General features: G+C 71.6%; 17 protein-coding genes. 5 read left to right on the top strand and 12 right to left on the bottom strand.

All coding sequences use genetic code 11. From position 1 onward, the window contains the following. Nucleotides 1–68 precede the first annotated feature (68 nt). The gene (locus QM517_RS14095) at nucleotides 69–722 is read left to right on the top strand and encodes a class I SAM-dependent DNA methyltransferase (protein ID WP_283288215.1); all 654 of its coding nucleotides are present in this window, start codon (nucleotides 69–71) and stop codon (nucleotides 720–722) included. 468 nt (nucleotides 723–1,190) lie between these two features. Here the strand turns inward: QM517_RS14095 and QM517_RS14090 are convergent, their stop codons facing one another. The 3 genes from QM517_RS14090 to QM517_RS14080 all read right to left on the bottom strand — a co-directional run bounded on the left by QM517_RS14090 (nucleotide 1,191) and on the right by QM517_RS14080 (nucleotide 5,412). After that, a complete protein-coding gene (locus QM517_RS14090; protein WP_278101256.1) occupies nucleotides 1,191–1,793 on the bottom strand; it encodes a histidine phosphatase family protein in 603 nt (200 codons plus the stop codon). A gap of 79 nt (nucleotides 1,794–1,872) precedes the next feature. Further along, nucleotides 1,873–2,898 (bottom strand): aldo/keto reductase, encoded by a 1,026-nt coding sequence (locus QM517_RS14085; protein ID WP_077050191.1) that lies wholly within the window; start codon nucleotides 2,896–2,898, stop codon nucleotides 1,873–1,875. Nucleotides 2,899–3,123: 225 nt separating this feature from the next. After that, nucleotides 3,124–5,412 (bottom strand): polyribonucleotide nucleotidyltransferase, encoded by a 2,289-nt coding sequence (locus QM517_RS14080; RefSeq protein WP_278101254.1) that lies wholly within the window; start codon nucleotides 5,410–5,412, stop codon nucleotides 3,124–3,126. 303 nt (nucleotides 5,413–5,715) lie between these two features. Here QM517_RS14080 and QM517_RS14075 point away from each other — a divergent pair, with 303 nt between their 5' ends. Next, nucleotides 5,716–7,038, top strand: a complete 1,323-nt coding sequence (locus QM517_RS14075; protein WP_283288212.1) for a hypothetical protein — start codon at nucleotides 5,716–5,718, stop codon at nucleotides 7,036–7,038. A 141-nt stretch (nucleotides 7,039–7,179) separates the two neighbouring features. Here QM517_RS14075 and QM517_RS18450 read toward each other — a convergent pair whose 3' ends face one another. Then, a complete protein-coding gene (locus QM517_RS18450; protein ID WP_308208907.1) occupies nucleotides 7,180–9,144 on the bottom strand; it encodes a glycosyltransferase in 1,965 nt (654 codons plus the stop codon). A 133-nt stretch (nucleotides 9,145–9,277) separates the two neighbouring features. Between QM517_RS18450 and QM517_RS14060 the strand changes: the two genes are divergently transcribed. Further along, nucleotides 9,278–9,895, top strand: a complete 618-nt coding sequence (locus QM517_RS14060) for a DedA family protein (RefSeq protein ID WP_283288211.1) — start codon at nucleotides 9,278–9,280, stop codon at nucleotides 9,893–9,895. 9 nt (nucleotides 9,896–9,904) lie between these two features. Here QM517_RS14060 and QM517_RS14055 read toward each other — a convergent pair whose 3' ends face one another. Further along, nucleotides 9,905–10,666 (bottom strand): fructosamine kinase family protein, encoded by a 762-nt coding sequence (locus QM517_RS14055; RefSeq protein WP_283288210.1) that lies wholly within the window; start codon nucleotides 10,664–10,666, stop codon nucleotides 9,905–9,907. Between the two features lie 46 nt (nucleotides 10,667–10,712). Here QM517_RS14055 and QM517_RS14050 point away from each other — a divergent pair, with 46 nt between their 5' ends. Beyond that, nucleotides 10,713–11,495 (top strand): DNA/RNA non-specific endonuclease, encoded by a 783-nt coding sequence (locus QM517_RS14050; RefSeq protein ID WP_283288209.1) that lies wholly within the window; start codon nucleotides 10,713–10,715, stop codon nucleotides 11,493–11,495. 19 nt (nucleotides 11,496–11,514) lie between these two features. On the opposite strand, the gene QM517_RS14045 is transcribed toward QM517_RS14050, so the two are convergent. The 6 genes from QM517_RS14045 to efeU all read right to left on the bottom strand — a co-directional run bounded on the left by QM517_RS14045 (nucleotide 11,515) and on the right by efeU (nucleotide 17,932). Next, nucleotides 11,515–12,117 carry a class I SAM-dependent methyltransferase gene (locus QM517_RS14045; RefSeq protein ID WP_283288206.1) on the bottom strand — a complete coding sequence of 201 codons (603 nt, stop codon included), beginning with the start codon at nucleotides 12,115–12,117 and terminating at the stop codon, nucleotides 11,515–11,517. A gap of 199 nt (nucleotides 12,118–12,316) precedes the next feature. Further along, the gene (locus QM517_RS14040) at nucleotides 12,317–12,961 is read right to left on the bottom strand and encodes an FMN reductase (RefSeq protein ID WP_077050198.1); all 645 of its coding nucleotides are present in this window, start codon (nucleotides 12,959–12,961) and stop codon (nucleotides 12,317–12,319) included. Nucleotide 12,962: 1 nt separating this feature from the next. Then, a complete protein-coding gene (locus QM517_RS14035) occupies nucleotides 12,963–14,168 on the bottom strand; it encodes an LLM class flavin-dependent oxidoreductase (protein WP_283288300.1) in 1,206 nt (401 codons plus the stop codon). A 202-nt stretch (nucleotides 14,169–14,370) separates the two neighbouring features. Then, nucleotides 14,371–15,684 carry an iron uptake transporter deferrochelatase/peroxidase subunit gene (gene efeB, locus QM517_RS14030; protein WP_374114692.1) on the bottom strand — a complete coding sequence of 438 codons (1,314 nt, stop codon included), beginning with the start codon at nucleotides 15,682–15,684 and terminating at the stop codon, nucleotides 14,371–14,373. Then, nucleotides 15,681–16,910 (bottom strand): iron uptake system protein EfeO, encoded by a 1,230-nt coding sequence (gene efeO, locus QM517_RS14025; RefSeq protein ID WP_278101247.1) that lies wholly within the window; start codon nucleotides 16,908–16,910, stop codon nucleotides 15,681–15,683. The genes efeB and efeO overlap by 4 nt, the downstream gene beginning before the upstream one ends. Then, entirely contained in the window at nucleotides 16,907–17,932 is a 1,026-nt protein-coding gene (gene efeU / locus QM517_RS14020; protein WP_283288203.1) for an iron uptake transporter permease EfeU, read from the bottom strand. Before efeU ends, efeO begins: the two co-directional genes overlap by 4 nt. A 348-nt stretch (nucleotides 17,933–18,280) precedes the next feature. Between efeU and QM517_RS14015 the strand changes: the two genes are divergently transcribed. Next, nucleotides 18,281–19,297 (top strand): isopenicillin N synthase family dioxygenase, encoded by a 1,017-nt coding sequence (locus QM517_RS14015; RefSeq protein ID WP_283288200.1) that lies wholly within the window; start codon nucleotides 18,281–18,283, stop codon nucleotides 19,295–19,297. Between the two features lie 213 nt (nucleotides 19,298–19,510). On the opposite strand, the gene rpsO is transcribed toward QM517_RS14015, so the two are convergent. Beyond that, entirely contained in the window at nucleotides 19,511–19,780 is a 270-nt protein-coding gene (gene rpsO / locus QM517_RS14010; protein ID WP_071642334.1) for a 30S ribosomal protein S15, read from the bottom strand. Between the last annotated feature and the right edge of the window lie 142 nt (nucleotides 19,781–19,922).

Genomic DNA, 19,922 nt, shown 5'->3' with positions numbered 1-19,922 from the left:
AGGAGTGACGATGTCCTCGACAGCATCTCGCCGCTCCTCCCTCGCCCCGATACGCCAGAGGAGGACGAATGACCGACTCCACGCGGCGGCTGTACGACACCGTCGCCAACACCTATGCGCGGGTACTTCCCGATCTACGGGCGGAGACGCCGTCCGACCTGGACCTCATCGCGCGCTTCGCGGCAATCGTGCCCGCGGGCCAGTCGCCCGTCCTGGACGCGGGGTGCGGCACCGGCCGGATGCTGCCCCACCTCGCGAGTCTGGGGCTCCGACCCCTCGCCGGCGTCGACCTCTCCCCCGCCATGGTCGCGCACGCCCGACAGCGCGCGCCCGAGGCGCGGATCGACGTCGCGCCGTTATCAGCCCTCCCGTTCCCGGATGCCGGGGTGCGCGGCATCCTGTGCTGGTACGCGATCATCCACAGCACGACTGACGAGATCGCCGCAGTCGCGAAGGAGGCCGCGCGGGTGCTCGTCGACGGCGGTCCTCTGCTGCTGGCTTTTCAGGCCGGGACGGGAGACCGCGTGGTGCCGCGTGTCTACGGTCACGACGTCACGCTTCGAGCCGTGCTCCACGAGCCGGACGATGTGGCCGCGACGCTCGAGGGTGCAGGCTTCGCGATCGTCACGACCGCGCGACGCGACGCACTCCCGCAGGAGAAGCACGCCCAGGGCTTCGTGCTCGCGCGACATGATCCGACCGCGACGGGATCCGCCCCATAGGGACCGGCCTGCGGCGTCGCGGTCGGCGCGGCGCGCGGCGCGCGGCGCGGACCGTCGTCGGACCGACGATCGCGGCAGTGACCACGGCGGTCAGCCCCCCCGAGAAACAGCCCCAGCACGATCCCGTAGCCCCCGGTCGTCGCCGTCACCGTGGCCACCCAGAAGAGCAGGGCCGCCCCGGACGCCGACGCAGTCGCCACCGCCGCTCGCGACGAGACCGAACGGGCCGAGGTCCGCGTCCACGACACCAGCCCTACCCAGAATCCGACGACCGCAGGGACGACCGCGACGAAACCGGCGAACGCTCCGTACGCCGGCATGATCCACACGACGTCCTCTTCGCCGCGATCGGGCGGTATCAGGAAACCGAACAGGATGCCGCAGACCACCGCTCCGGCCACGGTTCCGCCGAGGGCCAGCCATCCGACCACGGGCGCATACGGCCCGCCGCGGAACGCCGGTGTCATCTCAGACCGGGAGCGGGTCCACCAGCCCGGTGCGCAGCTCGACCGGCAGGTGCGCCAGGTCGTTGTGCGACAGCAGGGTCCAGGGGCGGCCCTTCTTCTGCGCGATGACGGTGAGTCCGCAGTACGCCTGGTTAATGGTCATCCACCGCCACTCGGGAGCCTGGAGCACCTCGCGCACGAACCAGGCGATCACGAAGTTGTGCGTGATCAGCAGTTCGTGCACCTCGCCGGTCTTGCGCGCGAGGAATTCGGCCGTGGCATCCGACATCTGGGCCCGGCCGGCCTCGAGCTCGGCCTCGGTGACCGCGCCGAAGAACGGCTCGTACGCCGCCGGAGTCTCGGGCGTCATGCCGGTCGGGACGCAGTCGAACAGCAGGGCGGATGCCTCGGGCGAGACCGACGGGAGACGCTCGGCGACGGCGCGCGCGGTCTGAGCGGCACGTTCCAGGGGCGAGTGCCAGACGGCGTCGAGCGGCAGCCCTGAGAGACGGTCGGCGAGGAGGGCGGCCTGGCGGTGACCGCGCGGAGACAGGGGGCCGTCGGTGAGTCCGTGCTCGGCATCCTGGTGCTCGCCGTGGCGCACCAGGTAGATGTAGTGCGTCACGTCAGCTCACCTCGTCGTCAGTGTGCGGGCCCCCCGCAGAACACTTCCAGCCTACGTCACGCCTCCGACACGGGGCGGATCACTCGGCAGCGCGGGCGATGTCCGACAGCTGGGCGCGGCTCAAGCGGACGCCCACCGCGCGCATGCACTCGACGACGTGCCGCGGCGCGAACGCATTGACGATCGGCGCCGTGACCGCCTTCTGGGCGAGGAGCCAGGCCACGGCGACCGCGGCGTCCGGGACGCCCAGCTCCACGCCGACGGCATCCAGCGCCCGCAGGACCCGGGAACCGCGGCGGTTCAGGTGCGCCGCGAGCTGGGAGCCGCGGACCGAGGTGGCCTGCTGACCGCGTGTGCGGGTCTCTCCGGCGAGGAAGCCGTGCGCAAGGGGGTGCGACGGCGTGACCGCGATCCCCTGCGCCGCGGCGATGAGCCGCAGGTCGCCGTCGAACTCGTCGCGACGCATCACGTTGTACGGCACGTCCAGCACCGTGACGCGCGGGTACCCGGCCGAGGAGAGGATCCGCGCCTCCACCAGCTGCGACGCGGTGTAGCCGTGCGCCCCGATCGCGCGCACCTTGCCGCTCTCGACGAGCCACTCGCACGTCGCGAGCGTGTCCTCCAGCACGGCGGTGTCACCCCGGACGGCATCCAGCGAGAGCACATCGATGCGGTCGGTGCCGAGACGGCTCAACGACGCCTCGACCGCGCGCACGAGGTTGACCGCACCGAGACCGGGGTTGTCGGGATGCCGACCGATGCGCACCGTGAGCACGGTGTCGTCGCGCGTCCCGCGCGACCGCATCCAGGATCCGATGATGAACTCGCTGCGCCCGGCCGCGTAGCTGTCGGCGGTGTGGATCGCGTTGCCGCCGAGCTCGACGTACGTGTCGAGGATCTCGTGGCTCGCCTGCGCATCGACGTTCCAGCCGAATTCGCCGCCGCCGAGGAAGAGCGGGAAGACGTCGAAGCCGGTCTCGCCGAGCGGGACGCGGACGTGCGACCCGAGACCGGGACCCTGCAGCGTCACGGGGGCCGAGGGGTGGGGTACGCGGTTCCGGCGCAGGGGCGGCGTGGCCGTCTCGTCGACGCCCGAGCCGCTCATGGGCCACTCCTCGGTGCGGCGGAGACCGGACGCCGGCGGCGCCCACTGCGCCCCCGACGCGTAGTTCGAGGGTAGGGCCTCACGAGAGTCCGACCGCCGATTCACCCGGCTCGGCGGTAAACATTGCATAACGCTTGATGACGGCGGAATCTCGGCGACCGAGGAGGGCGGAATGCACGGATGCCCGCCCCGCGAGAAGCGGGACGGGCATCCGTCGAAGAGGGATCAGCCCTCGGCCGGAGCCTCGGGACCCTCGCTGGCCGCAGCCGAGCTCTCGGTGTCGGCGGGCTCGGTGGCCTCGTCGAGCACGGGCTCGAGCGACAGCTTGCCGCGGTCGTCGATCTTGGTGATGCGCACCAGGATCTTGCGGCCGACGGACAGGACGTCCTCGACGTTCTCGACGCGCTTGCCACCGGCGAGCTTGCGGACCTCGCTGACATGCAGCAGGCCGTCCTTGCCGGGCAGGAGCGAGATGAACGCGCCGAAGGTCGCGATCTTCACGACCGTGCCCAGGAACTGCTCGCCGACCTCGGGGTTGGTCGGGTTGGCGATCGCGTTGACCTGGGCGCGGGCGGCCTCGGCCGACGGGCCGTCGGTCGCACCGATGTAGACCGTGCCGTCGTCCTCGATCGAGATCTGGGCGCCGGTCTCGTCCTGGATGGAGTTGATCGTCTTACCCTTGGGCCCGATGAGCTCGCCGATCTTGTCGACCGGGATCTGCACGCTGATGACGCGCGGCGCGGTGGGCGCCATCTCGTCGGGCGCGTCGATCGCGGCGTTCAGGACGTTGAGGATCGTCAGACGAGCCTCCTTCGCCTGGGTCAGCGCCGCGGCGAGGACCGAGGACGGGATGCCGTCGAGCTTGGTGTCGAGCTGGATCGCGGTGATGAACTCGCTCGTACCGGCCACCTTGAAGTCCATGTCACCCAGGGCGTCTTCGGCGCCCAGGATGTCGGTCAGCGCGGCGTAGCGCGTCTGACCGTCGACCTCGTCGGTGACCAGACCCATGGCGATACCGGCGACGGGGGCGCGCAGCGGCACACCCGCGTTCAGCAGCGACAGGGTCGAGGCGCAGACGGAGCCCATCGAGGTCGAGCCGTTGGAGCCGAGCGCCTCGGAGACCTGACGGATGGCGTACGGGAACTCCTCGCGGCTGGGGAGCACCGGCACGAGGGCGCGCTCGGCGAGGAAGCCGTGCCCGATCTCGCGACGCTTCGGGCTGCCCACACGACCGGTCTCACCGGTCGAGTACGGCGGGAAGTTGTAGTGGTGCATGTAGCGCTTGCTCGTGATGGGCGACAGCGAGTCGATCTGCTGCTCCATCTTGAGCATGTTCAGCGTGGTGACACCCAGGATCTGGGTCTCGCCGCGCTGGAAGATCGCCGAGCCGTGGACGCGCGGGATGACCTGCACCTCGGCGTCGAGCGGGCGGATGTCGGCCAGGCCGCGTCCGTCCATGCGCACACCCTCGGCGAGGATGCGACCGCGGACGATCGTCTTGGTCACCGACTTGTACGCGGCGTTGAACTCGAGCGTCGCGACGGCGGGGAGCTCCCCCGACTCGACGGCGGCGAGCAGCTGCTCCTTGACGGAGGACTTGACCTCGTCGTCGGCGTTCTGACGCTCCTGCTTGTCGGCGATCTGGTAGACCGGCACGAGGCGGTCGTACGCGCGACCGGCGACGAAGTCGTAGGTCTCCTGGCTGTACGCCGGGAAGACGGGGAACGTCTGGATCTCCTTGGCCGCCGTGCGGGCGACCTGGTTCTGCGCGTCGACCAGCTGACGCAGGAACGGCTTCGCGGCCTCGAGGCCCTCGGCCACGACCTGCTCGTTCGGCTTGGTGGCGCCGCCCTTGATGAGGTTCCAGCTGCCTTCGGTCGCCTCGGCCTCCACCATCATGATGGCGACGTCGCCGTCGTCGAGCACGCGGCCCGCGACGATCAGGTCGAAGACGGCATCCTCGAGCTGGGTGACGGTCGGGAACGCGACCCACTGGTCGGCGTGCTCGCCGTGACCCGGGAGGAGCGCGAGACGGACACCCGCGATGGGGCCCGAGAACGGCAGGCCCGAGATCTGGGTCGACAGCGACGCGGCGTTGATGGCGAGGGCGTCGTAGAACTCGCCCGGCGCGATCGAGAGCACGGTCACGACGATCTGCACCTCGTTGCGGAGGCCGTCGACGAACGACGGGCGCAGCGGGCGGTCGATGAGACGGCACACGAGGATGGCCTCGGTGGAGGGGCGACCCTCGCGGCGGAAGAACGAGCCGGGGATCTTTCCGGCGGCGTACGAACGCTCTTCGACGTCGACGGTCAGCGGGAAGAAGTCGAAGCCTTCACGCGGGTGCTTGCCGGCGCTGGTGGCCGAGAGAAGCATGGTCTCTTCGTCGAGGTACGCGGCGACCGCGCCCTGCGCCTGCTGCGCGAGACGACCCGTTTCGAAGCGAACGGTGCGGGTGCCGAAACGACCGTTGTCGAGAACGGCCTCAGCGGCGGTGATTTCTGGACCTTCCAAGAGGTCCCTCCTTCTTTGTTTAGGCTCGGCGCCCCGTGTGGGCGACGAGCTGACATGCGAAGGAGCAGGAACAGGCAGAAAGGGCGCGCCGACTCGTCGGCCCGGAAATCCCGGCGACTGGCCACCAGTAGACGACCACCCGGCGTCATGACGGGGAGTCCACCACAGGGGACCAGCGTCTGCCGGCCTGCTCCGTGAGCTCATGTGTAGTTGAGCGGATGCCATGGCGGCATCCTCCGAGAGCCTATCAGGGCCGGGCTTTCGCGGCTGGTTCGACGCGGACGGGTGCCGTACCCTCGCCTCATGGGCCTCAGACGTCACACGCGTCACATGGTCCTCGCGTGCGCTGTGGTCTTCGGTGCGCTGGCGATCGCTCCTCTCAGTCCGGCCGCGGCGGTCTCCGTCCGTTCCGCGGCGGTGGGCGACGACGACCCCGCCGTGGCGGAGATCCGACAGCAGCTGGATGCCGCCGAAGCCGCGGCCTCGTCCGCGTCGCGCCGCGCCCTCGACGCCTCCGCCGCGGCGGAACGCGCGCGCCTGCTCGCGGAGAGCACGGCAGCCCGTGCGGAGACGCTGACCACCCAAAGCTCCACGGCCGACACGACCCTGACGGCGGCGAGCGCCCGCGCGGGCGCGAGTGCGGCGCGGCTGTACCGGTCCAGCGCCGGAGGCCCCCTCGTCGCGCAGCTGCTGACCACGGCCGATCCCGACTCGCTGCTGGAACGTCTCGGCATCCTGGACAGGGTGACGGCGATGACGGCGCGGACCGCGAGCGAGGCCCGGAGCGCCGCGGACCTCGCGACGTCGCTCCGCACGCAAGCGGAGGAGGCGCGCGCGGAGGCGGCCCGCCTCGCCACCGAGGCGGCGGCCACTGCCGCCCAGGCACAGACCGACGCGGATGCCGAGGCGGCCACGGTCGCGGCGACCCAGGCCGAGCTGGACGCGCTGTACGCCCGGCTCGCCGCCCTGCGCGAGACGACCGCGGCACAGGAACGCGCGGCGCGTCTGGCCGCGCAGACGGCGGCCCAGGCGGCCGACCCGGGCGGCGCGACCGGCGGCGGGGCGAGCGCGGGGTCCGGCGGCGGCGGTTCGAGCGGTGGCGCGTCGAGCGGCGGTTCGGCGACCACGGGTGGTTCGAGCGGCGGCGGGGCGGGCTCCGGTTCCGGATCGAGCGGCGGCTCGGGTTCGAGCGGATCCGGCTCCTCCGGCGGCGGATCGGGCTCGGGCTCGAGCGGATCGAGCGGCGGCGGGTCGAGCGCGGGCGGGTCGGGCTCCAGCGGCGGGGCGGGCGGCACCACCGCACCGGCGGGGCCGACCATGAGCCCCTCCGAGGCGCGCGACTACGCACGCGGCGCGCTCGCCGGGTACGGATGGGGCGACGACCAGTTCTCGTGCCTGGTGTCGCTGTGGAACCGGGAGTCCGGCTGGCGCGCGGACGCCCTCAATCCGTGGAGCGGTGCCTATGGCATCCCCCAGGCCCTCCCCGGGGAGAAGATGGCCGCAGCGGGGCTCGATTGGCGGACGAACGCCGCGACCCAGATCGCGTGGGGCCTGTCGTACATCAAGTCGCGCTACGGCTCTCCCTGCGGGGCGTGGGGGCACTCCGAGTCGACCGGCTGGTACTGAGCACCGCCCCTCCCGGTCCCGCCCGGCGCGTGCCGTGCACGCGAAGCCAGATCACGTGAAATGGACCACATCACACGCCCCGGCCGGGCCCTACCGTGCGCCCTCGACCAGATCACGTGAAATGGCCGCCGCAGACCCCGCTCAGGACGACGCGCGCTGACGCTGGCGGTCTCCGCGCGTGGGCAGCTCGACGTAGCCCTCGTGCTTGGCGAGGATGCCGTCGCCGGCGGTCCGGCCGCGGATGCGGCGCCACACCCAGGGGAGGGCGTCGCGCGTGAGCCACCCGCCCTGCGGCACCTCGTCGTCGGCGTGCAGCGCCTCGTCGAGGCCGGACAGCTCCCCGGCGTCGGGCACGCCCAGCGCCTCGGCCGCGCGGTAGGCCACGAGGCGGTGGCCGCGCGAGCGCAGGTGCACCAGGTCGTCGGCCCAGAGCGACAGGTCGCCGATCTCGGCGACGGCCTCGAGGTCGAGCAGGATCGCGCCGTGCGTGCGGGCGATCCGGCGGAGTTCGACGTTGTACGCGGCGAAGCGTCGGGCGAAGATCCGCGCCGCCGTCCGCCGCGGAAGGAACGTCGTCACCAGCAGCACGTCGGCGCCGGTGCGACGGACGGCACGCACGGCGGACTCCACCTCGGCCACGAGAGCCGGGATCACCGGGGCGGGACCGACGAGGTCGTTCGCGCCGATGAGAATCGACACGAGGTCGGGCTGGAGCGCCAGGGCGGCGGGGATCTGCTCGTCGATGAGGTGCCGCACCCGGCGGCTGCGCACCGCGAGGTTGGCGTAGCGGAACGGCCCGTCGTCACTGGTGTGGGCGAGGAGCTCCGCGAGGCGGTCCGCCCACCCGCGGAACTGACCCGACGGCATGCGCGAGGCATCGCACAGCCCCTCGGTGAGCGAGTCGCCGAGGGCGACGTAGCGCGTCCAGCGCCCGCGGGCGCGGGGCGCCGGCACCTCGGGACGCTCTCCCCCGCGCACGAGCATGCCCTCGTCACGGGCGCGCAGCGCGGCCGCCTCGCGGTAGTGCCCGACGAGGTCGCGGGTCAGGGCCTCCCACGTCCGGCCCGCGACGGCGTCCCGGGCCGCGCGCGCGAACGCCTGCCGCTTGGCGTCGTCGCCGACGAGGTCGGCGACGCGCGCCCGGAGGTCGTCGAGGTCGCCCGGCTTGTACAGCCAGCCGTCCACGCTCGAGCGCACCAGGTCCAGCGGCCCGCCGACACCGGTGGCGACGACCGGCACGCCGCTGGCGAGAGCCTCCTGGATCGTCTGGCCGAAGGTCTCGCTCTCACCGGGGTGCACGAACACGTCGAAGCCCGCCATCGTCCGCGCGAGGTCGGCCCCCGACAGGTGTCCGGTGAAGACGGCATCCGGGATCGCCTTCTCCAGAGCCGGACGCGAGGGTCCATCTCCGACGATGACCAGGCGCGTCCCCGGCAGGTCGGCGAGCGCGCGCAGGTCGTCGACCTGCTTCTCGGGGGCGAGGCGGCCGACGTATCCGACGATGCGTTCACCGCCGGGCGCGACCGTGGCGCGCCAGGTCTCGTCGCGGTGCTCGGGTGCGAAGCGGACGGCATCCACTCCCCTCCCCCATCGGCGGATGCGGTCGACGCCGAGCTCCTCGAGCTGACGGGTGGATGCCGACGACGGGGCGAGCGTCAGGGTCGCCCGGCGGTGGAGGCGGGTGACGTGCCCCGCGACCAGCGCGGTGGCCTGGGGCAGGCCGTATTTCTGGGCGTAGGAGATGACGTCGGTCTGGTAGACGGCGACCGAGGGGATCTTGAGGGCCTCGGCGGCCGCGAGTCCCTGCCAGCCGAGGACGAAGGGGGATGCCAGGTGCACCACGTCCGGTCGGAACTCCCGGAGCAGCGCGCCCAGGCGTGCGGCGCGGGCGAACACCACCCGCACCTCGGGATACGACGGCAGCGGCACCGAGCGCAGCAGCTCGGCGCGGGCGCCGTGCAGATCGGCGGTGACGTCTCCGGACTTGGGGGCGATCACGAGGGTCTCGTGACCAGCCTCCGCCAGATGACGGAGGACGTGCAGAACGGAACCGGTGACCCCGTTCATGTGCGGGAGGAAGGACTCGGCCAGCAGCGCGACTCTCACGCATCCAGGGTGGGACCCGTGACCCCGCCGCGGCGTCGATCAGGGCCCGACGTTCGCGATGTTCACCGGATGCTCCGCGGCGGGTCACCGCCCCGTCGGCATCCCGTCTCGATCCGCGACGGAGAGTGACGTGATGGACGGGATCGATGCGTGGCTCGGGCTGATCGCGGCGAGCCCGTGGGCGCTGCCCGCGATGGCGGCCCTCGTCTTCGCCGACGCGTTCCTCGTCGTCATCCCGGGCGAGGCGGCCGTCACCGCGTTCGGCGCGCTGGCCGTCGCCCACGGCACTCCCCCGCTCTTCGCCGTCATCCTCGTCGCGGGGGCGGCGGCCTTCTGCGGCGACCTCTGCTGCTACCTCGTGGGACGGGCCGTCGGTGTCGAACGCTGGGCCTGGATGCGCGGGCCGCGCGTCCGCACCGCTCTGGAGTGGGCGCGTGCCCGGCTCGAACGCAACGCCGCCGTCGTGCTGTTCACGGCGCGGTTCGTGCCGTTCGCCCGACTCGCGGTGAACCTCGCGGCGGGCGCCGCGCGGGTGAACCCGGCGCGCTACCTCGGGGTGGCCGCCGTCGCCGCGATGGCGTGGGCCGCGTACCAGGCCGTGATCGGCGCCGTCGTCGCCGCGCTCGTCCCGGGCGGACCGGTGGTCGCGGTGATCGTCTCGATCGTGGTGGCCGTGGGGATCGGGGTCGGCATCGACCTCGTCCTCGCCCGCCGGTCGCGGAGGCGGGCCGCGCGCGACATCGCCGCGTAGTCCGCGGGCTCAGCGCAGCGCGAGCGTGCGCTCCGCGGCATCCACGAGCTCGTCGCCGTAGGCCGGCCCGTGCCCGGCCGCGTGGACGGCGAGCGGATGCAGCTGGTGCAGGGGCACGCGCTCCCGCCACCCGGCGGTGAGGGGGTGCCGTCGGTCGTACGCGGCCAGGATGCGGTCGAGGAACGGGCAGCCGAACAGCGCGAGCATCGCCAGATCGGTCTCGCGGTGCCCGCCGTGCGCCGCGGGATCGATGAGCACCACACCATCGGGCGACCACAAGACGTTGCCCGCCCACAGGTCGCCGTGCAGTCGGGCGGGGGCGTCGTCGTCGTCGAAGGCCCCGGCGGCGATCAGCGCGCACGCCCGCCGCACGACCTCGGCCCCGGATGCCGAGAGGTTCCCCGCCGCGATGGCCGGGGCGAGGAACGGCTCGACGCGCTGTGCGGCGTAGAAGGTCCCCCACGTCGCTTTCGGCCGCGCCGGCTGGGTCCGCCGACCGATGAAGATGTCGCCCGTCCACCCCGGCGGCGGCGAGCCGAAGGCGGGCGCGCCGGCGTCGTGGGTCGCGGCGAGCGCGGCGCCGAACTCTTCCGCCGCGGCCGCGGTGGGGCGAACGGTCTCCACCCGCTCGAGCACGATGCGCGTCGGCCCGCTGTCGAGGACCTCCACCGTTCGAGCGCCGCCCGCGGCGGCGAGCCAGCCCAGCCCCGCCGCCTCCGCGGCGAAGAATCCGTCCGGCGCATCGTCGCGGGACTTCACCAGCCGTTCCATCGCCCCAGTCTGTCGCGATGTCGGACGCCCGGGGCACGATGGGGCGATGAGCGACGGTTTCGACCCCGACTTCCTCGGCATCCCCCTGCCCCTGCCCTCCCCCGCCGTCCAGACGATCCGGCTCGACTACCCGCGGTTCTCCGTGCTGCTCGACCCGGAGCGCCGCTTCGCCGCCGTGACGGGGGTGGTCATCGACGGAGCGACCCTTCTCGACCTCCCCCGCTCCGGCGAGTGGCGGCTCGATCCCCGGGCGCCGGCGGCGGCGCAGGCCGGTCCCGAGGTCTACAGCCGCAACGATCTCGACCGCGGCCACCTCGTCCGGCGTCGCGATCCGGGGTGGGGGTCCTCCGACGACGCTCGGGACGCCACCGCCGCCACGTTCTTCTACACCAACTCCGCACCCCAGGCGGCAGACTTCAACCAGTCCAAAGAGCTCTGGCTCGGCCTGGAGGACCACGTGCTCGCCTACGCCGAGAGCACCGATCAACGGCTGGCGGTGTTCACCGCGCCGGTGCTCGGCCCGGACGACCCGCCCTACCGCGGCATCCGGGTGCCTCTGCGGTTCTGGAAGATCGCGGCGTGGCGCTCGGCCTCGGGCCTCGCCGCCGCGGGTTTCGTGCTCGACCAGACGTCGCTCGTCGACACCGCACAGGGGCTGCGGGTGCCGCCGCTCGGCGCGTTCCGCACGTTCCAGGTGCCGATCGACGACATCGCGGCCGAGGCGGGCATCGATGTCGGGCCGCTCGCCGGGGCGGACGTCCTCGCGCGACCCGGTGTGCGCCCCGTCGGGGTGCGCGAGCTGCACGACGCGGGCGACATCGTGCTCTGATCACGACGCGCGGCGGGTCTCAGCGCACGCGCACCGCGTGCAGCAGCGTGTCGATCGCGGCGTGCGTATGGCCCCCGCGCAATTCGGCGTCGCCGGTGCCGCGGACCACGCGTTCGCAGCGCTCGATGCGGAATCGTTTGTCGAGCGCGCCCCGGAGCAGCTCGGGCGTGTAGAGGATCGCCGGGTCGGACGGTCCGTGACCCCCGGCGGCGATGTTCTCGACGTCGTGCCCCAGAACCACCAGCGTGCCGCCCACACCGACCCATCCGGCGACGCGCGCGATCGCGGCGGCGTTGTCGTGCAGATGCAGGTAGCACGACACCACCAGATCGGCGGATGCCACGGGCTCCCACGTGTGGACGTCGGCGCGTACCCACGTCACGGCGTCACCACCGGGTCGTGCGGCCGCGATCCCGAGGGCCTCGGCCGAGAAATCGACCCCGGTCACCGACCATCTGCGCGCGGCGAGCCACAGCGCGGTGCGCCCGTCCCCGGTGGCCACGTCGATCGCGGTACCCGGGCGGAGCGTGGCGGCGATCTCGCGGACGACGGCGGGCGGCTCGCTCGCCCACACCCCTCCGGCCGAGGCTCGATAGCGCTCGTCCCACTGCGCGGCATCCATGCCCTCACCCTAGGGCCGCCGCGGAAGCTCGGCGATCCGCACGACGTCGCGCCCGCTCCTCCGCACAACCTCAGCGATCTGCCCGACCTCAGCCCAGATCCGCGCGATCGCACGGAGGTTGCGCGACTCCCCGAGCCGGCGCCGCCCGCACAGCACGAAGCCCCGCCGTCCTCGAGGACGACGGGGCTTCGAAGGGCGGTCACTCGCCGGAGAGACCCCCGAGCAGGTGGCCGAAGGACTTCCCCGCGCCGAGATACGACGACGGGTCGTACGGATCGGCGTCCTGCACGGGCTCCCGCGCGGCGATCGCGTCGGCGAACTCCCGAGCCGCGCGGTCGACGCGCGCCCCGAGGGGGGCGACCTCGTCGGCGTTCGACCCCCAGTCACTGGATGCCGCGAACACCCCGGTCGGAACCGGATTCGCGTGCAGGTAGGTGAACAACGGCCGGATGGCGTAGTCGATCGCGAGCGAGTGCCGCGCGGTCCCCGCGTTGGCGCCGATGAGGACGGGGGTCCCGGTGAGCGCCTGCGGATCGAGCACGTCGATGAACGACTTGAACAGACCCGAGTAGCTCGTCGAGAAGATCGGGGTCACCACGATGACGCCGTCGGCGGAGACGACCGTGTTGATCATCTGCTCGAGCGCGGGCGGGGCGAATCCCGTCAGCAGGTTGTCCGTCAGGTCGTGGGCGTAGTCGCGCAGTTCGAAGACGTCGCTCGTGGCCTCGATCCCCCGCTCGCGGAGCTCGGCGAGCGCCGCGTGCGCGAGCCGGTCGCCCAGCATGCGCGTCGAGGAGGGGGTCGACAGCCCCGCGGTCACGACCGCGATACGGCGGGCGGCCATCTCAGGCACCCACCTTCGTCGCCGCGGCACCGAACGCGCTGCCGGCCTTCTTCGCGGCATCCTGGTACGGGCTTCCCGCGGTCAGGTTGTCACCGCGGTTGGCGGCGGGGACGGCCTGACGGGGAGCGGCGCCCGCGTAGATCTTCTCGACGAGGTTCGCGTGCGTCGGAGCGTCGGGCACCTCGGCCGGACGGTTCTTCTGCAGCTCCTTGCGCAGGACGGGCACGACCTCGCCGCCGAGGATGTCGAGCTGCTCGAGCACCGTCTTGGTCGGGAGACCGGCGTGGTCGATGAGGAACAGCTGACGCTGGTAGTCGCCGAACGTCTCGCGCATGGCGGCGTACCGGTCGATGATCTGCTGCGGCGAGCCGACGGTCAGCGGGGTCATCTCGCTGAAGTCCTCCAGGCTCGGGCCGTGGCCGTAGACCGGGGCGTTGTCGAAGTAGGGCCGGAACTCCTTCACCGCGTCCTGCGAGTTGGACCGCATGAACACCTGGCCGCCGAGTCCGACGATCGCCTGCTGGGGCGTGCCGTGGCCGTAGTGGGCGTAGCGCTCGCGGTAGAGGGCGATGAGGCGCTGGTAGTGCTCCTTGGGCCAGAAGATGTTGTTGGCGAAGAAGCCGTTGCCGTAGAACGCGGCCTGCTCGGCGATCTCGGGCGTACGGATCGAGCCGTGCCACACGAACGGGGGAACGCCGTCCAGCGGACGCGGGGTCGAGGTGAAGCCCTGCAGCGGGGTGCGGAACTTGCCCTCCCAGTCGACGACGTCCTCACGCCACAGCTTGTGGAGCAGGTCGTAGTTCTCGATGGTCAGCGGCAGGCCCTGACGGATGTCCTTGCCGAACCAGGGGTAGACGGGTCCGGTGTTGCCGCGACCCAGCATGAGGTCGGCGCGGCCGCCGGACACGTGCTGCAGCATCGCGAAGTCCTCGGCGATCTTCACCGGGTCGTTCGTGGTGATGAGGGTCGTGGAGGTCGTGAGGATCAGCCGCTCGGTCTGGGCGGCGATGTACGCGAGGGTCGTGGTCGGCGACGACGACCAGAACGGCGGGTTGTGGTGCTCGCCGAGGGCGAAGACGTCGAGGCCCACCTCTTCGGTGTGCTTCGCGATCGTGAGCGTGTCCTTGATGCGCTGGGCTTCGCTCGGGGTCTTGCCGGTGGTCGGGTCCTGGGTGATGTCGCTCACCGTCATGACACCGAACTGCATTCCGGGCCAGTTGTTCGTCTCGTTCACGATGCCCCTCCTTTTGTATGCATCTGAATATACATCGTGAAACGCACGGGCGCGAGATCTATTCCCGGGGTCCGCTGCATCCCCCGGTCGGTCCGAAAAAGCGATCTGCGCCGGAGAACGCGGGGAGAACGCGTTTCCCGGCGCAGAGAGCGCTCATGACGGGATGCCGGAGCTGTCAGGAACCGAGCAGTCCCGCGCCGATCGACTGGCCCGCCACCGGGGCCGGGGGAACCGCCCACAGGCCCGAGCCGACGTGCTTGAGGTACTCGCCCATGGCATCCGTGGCGAGGGAGCGCTGCAACCGGATGAACCGGTCGGGGCTCCGCTGGAACGACAAAAAGAACAGTCCCGCGTTCAAGCGCCCGAGGTCGGTGGTGCCGTCGACGAAATTGAAGCCGCGGCGGAGGATGCGGATGCCGTCGTTCATGTCGGGGTGGGCGAGACGCACGTGGCTGCGCGCGTCGATGCGGGACCTGCCCGCGGCATCCGTGGCCGCGAAGTCCGGGGCGGTGAACTCGTCACCACCGGACAGCGGAGCCCCCTGCGCCTTGTCGCGCCCCACGACGCGGTCCTGCTCGGCGAGGCGGGTGCGGTCCCACGTCTCGATCAGCATCGCGATGCGCCGCGCCACGAGGTACGACCCGCCCGCGAGCCACGCGGGCCCCTCGGATGCCGGGACCCACACGTTCTCCTCCAGCGCCGCGGCGTCGTTCGCGAGGATGTTGGCGGTGCCGTCCTTGAACCCGAAGAGGTTGCGCGGGGTGGACTGGTCGCTCGTGGTCTTGGAGGTGCGGCCGAACCCGAGCTGCGACCAGCGGATGCTCGCACGGCCGAACGCGATGCGACTGAGGTTGCGGATCGCGTGCACCGCCACCTGGGGGTCGTCGGCGCACGCCTGGATGCAGAGGTCGCCGTCGGAGCGTTCCGGGTCGAGGTCGTCGCCGAGGAAGGCCGGAAGGCGCTCGAGTCCCGCGGGACGCTGATCGGCGAGTCCGAAACGGTCGTCGAAGAGCGACGGCCCGAAACCGAACGTGATGGTGAGGTTGCTCGCCGGCAGACCCAGCGCCTCGCCGGTGTCGTCCGGCGGCGCCTCGGGCGAGCCGCCGACGGCACCGGTCGCGCTCACCTCGAGGCCCTGCATCATCCGCGTCGCCGCGTACGTCCAGTCCGCGAGCAGGGAAGCGACGTCCTCGCGGGTGGTCCGCGCCATCATGTCGTACGCGGCGAAGTGCAGGTGCTCCTGCACGGGGGTGGTGATCCCGGCCTGATGGATGCCGGATGCCGGGGCCACGGCATTAATCGCCCGTCGCGTCTGCTCCTGGCCGTAGGCTGCGCCACCGGCGAGACCCGCGCCCGCGCCCACGACGAGGCTCGTGGCGCTCGCCCCGATGGCGAGGCCGATCAGGTCGCGACGGGACACCCCGGCGGCGGCGGTTCCGTCGGCCGGGGTCGTGGCGTCCCCCTCTGTGTGCTCCTGCGTCACCGTCACTCCAGGACGGTCACGGTGAGCTGCGAGAGCGGCTCGGCCAGGGCGTTGATGAGGTCGGTGAGCTGACGCTTGTCGTCCTCGGTGAGCTGCGAGTAGGGCACGAAACCGGCATCGGCGGAACCGTGAGCGGCGAGCGCCGCCTCGAGGTCGGCGTAGCCGGAGTCGATCCGGGTCACGAGCGAGGCGCCCTTGTCGCCCTTCGACTCGGCGAAGTCGCGCACCAGCGAGAACGCCATCTTGGAGCCCTCGACGTTGGCGGCGAAGTCGTAGAGATCCGTGCCCGACCACCAGTCCTCTTCACCGCTGATCTTGCCGGTCGCGACCTCGTCGAGCAGCGCGATCGCGCCGTTGGAGATCCCCGCGACGCCCTGGTCGGTGAGGGCCTGCTCGAAGGCGTCGGAGTGGACGTAGTCGTACAGCTCCTGTGTGTCGGCGACCAGGGTCTGGCCGTACGTCGCCCGCTCGGTCGGGGTGGACGGAGCCCAGTCCTGCCACGCCGGGGTCTCGCCGTCGGCGTTCAGGGCATCCTGCGCCGGAACCCAGAGGTCCTTCTCGATGCGGTGGAACCCGGTCCACGCCAGCCCCTCGGCGACGGCGTCGACCTCGCGGTAGTCGATGCGCGGGTCGAGGTCGCCGAGCGCCTCCGCGATCGGCTCGATGCGCTCGTAGAACGCGCGGACGCGCGGGTACTGCTGCTGCGCGGCCGCGTCGTCTCCGGACTCGTAGACGGCGGCGAAGGCCTGCACCGCGGGGAGCAGCTGTCCGACCTGATCCTTGACGAACGCGGCGTACAGGTCGATCGCCTGCTGCTTCTGTTCGGCATCCGCGCCGTCGACGGCGACCGCGTCGCCCGTGACCGTGAAGGCGGCCTTGCCGACGCCGTCCCCCACCATGCCGGGCTTGCACAGCGTGAAGTAGTCGCCCGGCTGTGCGGTGACCGTGAGGCTCCGCGATGCCCCCGGGGCGACGTTCTCGACCTCGCCGACGATGCGCAGACCGTCGGAGGCGAGCAGGTAGAACTCGGTGGTCTGATCGCCCTTGTTCACCACGTCGAACGCGAGCGTGCCACTGGTCGCGGTCGCCGCGGAGACGTCGCAGCCGTCGGCCGTCGAGGTGACGGTGAGGGCTCCGGTGGCGGCGGCGTCGGTCTTGGCGACGCAGCCCGAGAGGACGAGGACGGCCGCGCCGGCCGCGGCCGTGGCCGCGAGGAGGCGAGTCGGGTTCATGATGCTCCGTTCGGGTGGGCGACGGATGCCACGGTGGGCGCGGCATCCGGAGTCGAGGCGGCGGCGGTCGAGGCCGGGGCGGCGGCCCGTTCCGGGGCGGCGGTGCTCGCGGGGGCGGCGGGCGTGGCCGCGGCGGGGCGCCGGCCCGCGCGCACGCCGCGGACGAACAGGGGGACGACGACGGCGACGTAGACGACCCACGCGATGACCTGCAGCCAGGTCATCTGGGGCATGAAGCCCACCGTGGCCTGCAGGAGCACCGCGAGGGTGCTGTCGGGGGCGAGTGTGCTCGAGACGTCGAACGCCCAGCCGAAGGGGAAGCCCGCCCAGCCGACGGCGACGGCTCCGGTGGACGGGTCGATCGGGGCACCGGCCCCGAACGGGCCCGGAAGCGCACCGGCCTCCTGGAGGTCGTGGACGGCGTACGCGAGCACGCCCGCCGCGACGATGATCAGGAACCCGCCCGTCCAGGTGAAGAAGCGGCCGAGGTTCAGACGCAGCATGCCGCGCGCGATGAGCCAGCCGAGCACGGCGGCGGTCACGAGACCGACGAGCGCTCCGACGAGGGCGACGGGCTTGTCGCCGAAGCCCTGCACCATCGACCACAGCAGGAGGGTCGTCTCCACGCCCTCGCGTGCGACGGAGACGAAGCCGATGGCCACGAGCGCCCAGACTCCGCCGCGGAGGGCCCGATCGATTCCCCCCTCGAGACCCACCTTCAGGGACCGACCGGCCTTCTGCATCCAGAAGATCATCCAGGTCACCATCGCCACTGCCAGGAGCGACAGACCGCCACCGATCAGCTCCTGCGCTTCGAAGGTCAGTGCATACGCGCCGAACGTGAAGACGGCGCCGATCGCCAGGGCCAGACCGATCGCGAGTCCGACACCGACCCAGAGACGCGGCAGGGCGTCGCGGCGCCCGAGCTTGGTGAGGTAGGCGACGAGGATTCCCACGACCAGGGCGGCTTCCAGCCCCTCACGCAGCCCGATGAGGAACGGAGCGAAGAAGGAGGCGAGCACGAGCGGACACCGGCTTTCGGGATTCGGAGGAGGAGCCGCGGCGGTGCGGGTAGGTAAGGGCAGCCTCACCTGACTCAGACACACTACGCAATGCGACACGCCTCCCGCACCCCACCGAACGGCGGGACACCCCCGCTGATCGGCGGGGTACCGGTCATTCGGATGCGTGGAACCGCCCCGCGTCACATTCCGTACCTCGCCCGGAATTCACCCCTTGATCGGGGAAATCCAGCGCGGTGCACGTCCACGGGCCGCGCTCGGCGCCCGAGCGGCACCGACGCCGCGTGCGGACCGGTAACCGTCGGCAATATTCGCCCCGGCCCCGGGGGCCCGACTTAGCCTCGGTTCATGTCCGAGCTGAACCTCCCGATCCTCGACCTCTCGCTCCTCGACCAGGGGCCGGAGGCCGCCGCACGATTCCGCGACGAGCTGCGCACTGCCACCCGCGATGTCGGTTTCTTCTACCTCACCGGCACCGGGATCAGCCCCGAGCTGGAGGCCCGCCTCCTCCAGGCCGCGAAGGACTTCTTCGCCCTCCCCGAGGAGGAGAAGCTCGCGATCGAGAACCTCACCAGCCCGCATTTCCGCGGCTACACGCGTGTCGGCGGCGAACTCACCCAGGGTCGTGTCGACTGGCGCGAGCAGATCGACATCGGGCCCGAGCGCGAGGCCATCACCAACCCCGACGGCCCCGGCTACAACCGGCTCGTCGGCCCGAACCTCTGGCCCGCGGCGCAGCCCGAGCTCCGCGACGTCGTCACCGAATGGCACGACCGCCTGACGGAGATCGCCCGGACCCTGCTGCGCGCATGGGCACTGTCCCTCGGCGCCGAGGAGGAGTACTTCGACCGTCACTTCGGCGACCCGCAGACCCTCATCAAGATCGTGCGGTACCCCGGCAAGGACGACCCCACGCCCCAACAGGGCGTCGGCGCGCACAAGGATTCCGGCGTGCTGACCCTGCTGTGGGTGGAGCCGGGCAAGGGCGGACTGCAGGTGCTCCGCGACGGCGAGTGGGTCGACGCTCCCCCGGTGTCCGGGGCCTTCGTCGTCAACATCGGCGAGCTGCTGGAGTACGCCACGCAGGGATACCTGACCGCCACGAAGCACCGCGTCATCTCGCCCCGGTTCCCCGACGAGCGCATCTCGGTGCCGTTCTTCTTCAACCCGGCCCTCGACGCGGTCCTTCCGATCATCGACCTCCCCGCCGAGCTCGCGGCCGATGCCCACGGCGTCGAGCAGGACCCGACGAACCCGATCCACGCCACCTACGGCGAGAACGCCCTCAAGTCGCGCCTGCGCGCCCACCCCGACGTCGCCGAGCGCTGGCATCCCGATCTGGTCGCCGCCCGCGCGGCATCCTGAGGCTCCTCCTCGCCTCCTCACTGATAAACGCGATCCACGACGAGAAACACGACGCCATCGTGTTTCTGACCGTGGATCGCGTTTATCGATGGATGCCGCACCCCGGTGCCGCACCGCAGCACACCCCGCGACGCCACCGGGGAATGACGAAGGCCGCCCCACACCGTGGGGCGGCCTTCCAAGAATGTTTTGCGCGATTGAACGCTGGTGCGATTAGCGACGCAGACCGAGACGCTCGATGAGCGAGCGGTAACGGTTGATGTCGACGTCCTGCAGGTAACCCAGCAGGCGGCGGCGCTGACCGACGAGCAGGAACAGGCCACGGCGCGAGTGGTGGTCGTGCTTGTGTGCCTTGAGGTGCTCGGTGAGGTCCTTGATGCGCTGCGTCAGCATCGCGACCTGCACCTCGGGGGATCCGGTGTCACCGGGGTGCGTCGCGTACTCTTCGATGATCGCCTTCTTGACGTCTGCTTCCAGTGCCATAGGTGATCCCCTTCCTCTTCGTTGCGCGGCGCCCGACGCCTGATGCGTGGGCTCTCTTTATCCGCGGCCGATCGAACGGCAACCGAATGAGTCTACCAGCATCCGGATGCCGCCACCCACTCGCCCGCGGACCCGTCCACCC

The sequence above is a fragment of the Microbacterium sp. IEGM 1404 genome (genome assembly GCF_030056775.1).
Classification (GTDB): Bacteria; Actinomycetota; Actinomycetes; order Actinomycetales; family Microbacteriaceae; genus Microbacterium.
The sequence above is the reverse complement of the archived record's forward strand: the minus strand, read 5'-3'. Positions and strand labels throughout refer to the sequence as shown.

What these genes read in the sequence shown, in the direction of transcription:
- QM517_RS14060 (WP_283288211.1), top strand. Translation starts at nt 9,278, where the DNA reads ATGGACGGGATCGATGCGTGGCTCGGGCTGATCGCGGCGAGCCCGTGG.
- efeO (WP_278101247.1), bottom strand. Translation starts at nt 16,910, where the DNA reads ATGAACCCGACTCGCCTCCTCGCGGCCACGGCCGCGGCCGGCGCGGCC.
- rpsO (WP_071642334.1), bottom strand. Translation starts at nt 19,780, where the DNA reads ATGGCACTGGAAGCAGACGTCAAGAAGGCGATCATCGAAGAGTACGCG.
- QM517_RS14040 (WP_077050198.1), bottom strand. Translation starts at nt 12,961, where the DNA reads ATGGCCGCCCGCCGTATCGCGGTCGTGACCGCGGGGCTGTCGACCCCC.
- QM517_RS14045 (WP_283288206.1), bottom strand. Translation starts at nt 12,117, where the DNA reads ATGGATGCCGCGCAGTGGGACGAGCGCTATCGAGCCTCGGCCGGAGGG.
- QM517_RS14035 (WP_283288300.1), bottom strand. Translation starts at nt 14,168, where the DNA reads ATGCAGTTCGGTGTCATGACGGTGAGCGACATCACCCAGGACCCGACC.
- QM517_RS14095 (WP_283288215.1), top strand. Translation starts at nt 69, where the DNA reads ATGACCGACTCCACGCGGCGGCTGTACGACACCGTCGCCAACACCTAT.
- QM517_RS14015 (WP_283288200.1), top strand. Translation starts at nt 18,281, where the DNA reads ATGTCCGAGCTGAACCTCCCGATCCTCGACCTCTCGCTCCTCGACCAG.
- QM517_RS14050 (WP_283288209.1), top strand. Translation starts at nt 10,713, where the DNA reads ATGAGCGACGGTTTCGACCCCGACTTCCTCGGCATCCCCCTGCCCCTG.
- QM517_RS14085 (WP_077050191.1), bottom strand. Translation starts at nt 2,898, where the DNA reads ATGAGCGGCTCGGGCGTCGACGAGACGGCCACGCCGCCCCTGCGCCGG.
- QM517_RS14075 (WP_283288212.1), top strand. Translation starts at nt 5,716, where the DNA reads ATGGGCCTCAGACGTCACACGCGTCACATGGTCCTCGCGTGCGCTGTG.
- QM517_RS14055 (WP_283288210.1), bottom strand. Translation starts at nt 10,666, where the DNA reads ATGGAACGGCTGGTGAAGTCCCGCGACGATGCGCCGGACGGATTCTTC.